A 2,250-nucleotide genomic window follows, 5' to 3' on the forward strand; every position below is an offset into this window, starting at 1 on the left:
GATTTGCTGCGCCGCTGTCGGGAAACAGGTGTTTCGGGTACTCCCGGACAAACTGCGGAATGGCTGCACAGGATCGATCGCTGGAAAGAAGATTATCCGTTAGTTGTGCCTCACTACCCCGACATTTTGTCTCCGCAAGAGGTGATTTGGGAATTGGCTACTCAAGCGCCGGATGCTTACTACACGACGGATGTCGGTCAACATCAAATGTGGTCGGCTCAATTCTTGAACAACGGGCCGCGCCGCTGGATTTCCAGCGCTGGCTTGGGAACGATGGGTTTTGGGCTGCCGGCGGCGATGGGCGCGAAAATGGCGCTACCCAACGAGCAAGTCATTTGTATTGCTGGCGACGCTAGCATCCAAATGAATATTCAAGAGTTGGGAACATTAGCACAATACGGCATTAATGTCAAGACTGTGATTGTAAATAATGGCTGGCAGGGCATGGTGCGGCAGTGGCAGCAGGCTTTCTACGGCGAGCGTTATTCGTCGTCGAACATGACTGTGGGGATGCCGGATTTTGTGATGCTGGCCCAGGCCTACGGCGTGAAGGGGATGCAGGTTTCGCGGCCGGATGAGTTGGAGGGTGCGATCGGCCAAATGCTCGCTCATGACGGCCCTGTGCTGATGAACGTCAAGGTGACGCGGGACGAAAACTGCTATCCGATGGTTGTTCCGGGCAAAAGTAACGCTCAAATGGTTGGTTTGCCGGAACGCAGCACGTTGCCATCTGCAGAGTTGATTTATTGTCCGAGTTGCGGCGCGAAGAATGTTTCGACGAATAACTTTTGTCCTGAGTGCGGGACAAAAGTTTAAGTAGTTTTGAGTGGGGACTTAGGCTGTGCCTATTAGTCTCAACTTAAGGTCAAACGTAGTCACAGACTGCTGTTTATTGCTAAGGCCAGATCCCCCCTAGCCCCCCTTAAGAAGGGGGGGACAAGATTCCGATAGAAGTCCCCCTTTTTAAGGGGGATTTAGGGGGATCTGGCCTGGGATAAAAGCGAGAGATACAAAGGTTTCAGACTTAAGTTGACACATATCGGCAATGCCGTGTCCTTACCGGGATCTGCTGTTTCACATTTAAAACCATCTGGGCTGGCATCCCATCGAAAGCTTTAATCTATAATTTATAAGCATATTTTATGAGCCACTGTCTCAACCCTGATTGCCTATTCCAAAACCCGTCTGGCTCTACAAACTTCTGTCACGAATGTGGGAATAAACTGCTATTGGGCGATCGCTACCGAGCCCAAAAAATCATTGGACAAGGAGGCTTTGGGCGCACTTTTCTAGCTGTTGACGAGTATAAACCCTCAAAACCTCCCTGCGTTATTAAACAATTTTACCCCCAATTTCAAGGCGCTTCTAGTATCCAGAAAGCTGCTGAGTTATTTGAGCTTGAAGCAGTCCGCCTCGAACAGTTGGGTAAACACTCTCAAATTCCCGAATTATTAGCATATTTTAGTCAAGATGAACGGCAGTATTTAGTCCAAGAATTCATCGACGGTGAAAATTTAGCCCAAACACTAAAATCTCAGGGATATTTTAGCGAAACGCAAATTCGCAATTTACTTAATAATTTACTGCCAGTATTCGAGTTCATTCACTCTCGCCAAGTTATTCACCGAGATATCAAGCCAGAAAATATTATTCTTCAGCAAGATGGGCAACTGGTTTTAGTTGACTTTGGAGCCGCGAAATATGCGACACAAACGGCTCTAGCGGTAACGGGAACGAGGATCGGGACGGCTGGATATACGGCACCAGAACAAGCCAACGGTAAACCGATTCATGCGAGTGATATTTATAGTCTGGGTGTGACTTGTCTGTGTCTGTTAACTGAGGTTGAGCCGATTGATTTATTCGATGATAGCGAGTTTGAGTGGGTGTGGCGAGAACACTTAAAAACATCTGTCAGTTCGGAACTGGGTCAGATTTTAGATAAAATGATCCAACCTGCTATTAAAAAACGTTATCAATCTGCTACTGAAATTTTGCAGGCTCTTGGTACTCAATCACCTCAAGCATCACCTCAAGTATCTCCTCCGCCACCAGACTCGCTTAAATCAGCGCAGGGTGTTGACTATACTCGTCTGCGGGATTTATTAGCAGCAGGGGAGTGGAAAGAGGCGGATAGGGAAACATTCAAGGTGATGTTAAAAGCTGCTAGTCGGGAGAAGGAAGGTTGGTTCCATACGAACTCGATCGAGAATTTTCCTGGCGATGATTTACGGACGATCGACCAATTGT

General features: G+C 47.7%; 2 protein-coding genes. Both read left to right on the plus strand.

Features of this window, described 5'->3' with window-relative positions:
• Positions 1–816: thiamine pyrophosphate-dependent enzyme (locus WBA89_RS28270; protein WP_424410943.1), on the plus strand; the 816-nt coding region annotated here is incomplete at its 5' end.
• A 326-nt stretch (positions 817–1,142) separates the two neighbouring features.
• A partial coding sequence (locus tag WBA89_RS28275; RefSeq protein WP_424410944.1) for a protein kinase domain-containing protein occupies positions 1,143–2,250 on the plus strand: 1,108 nt, incomplete at its 3' end.

It is taken from the genome of Microcoleus sp., assembly GCF_049646505.1.
Lineage (GTDB): Bacteria > Cyanobacteriota > Cyanobacteriia > Cyanobacteriales > Microcoleaceae > Microcoleus.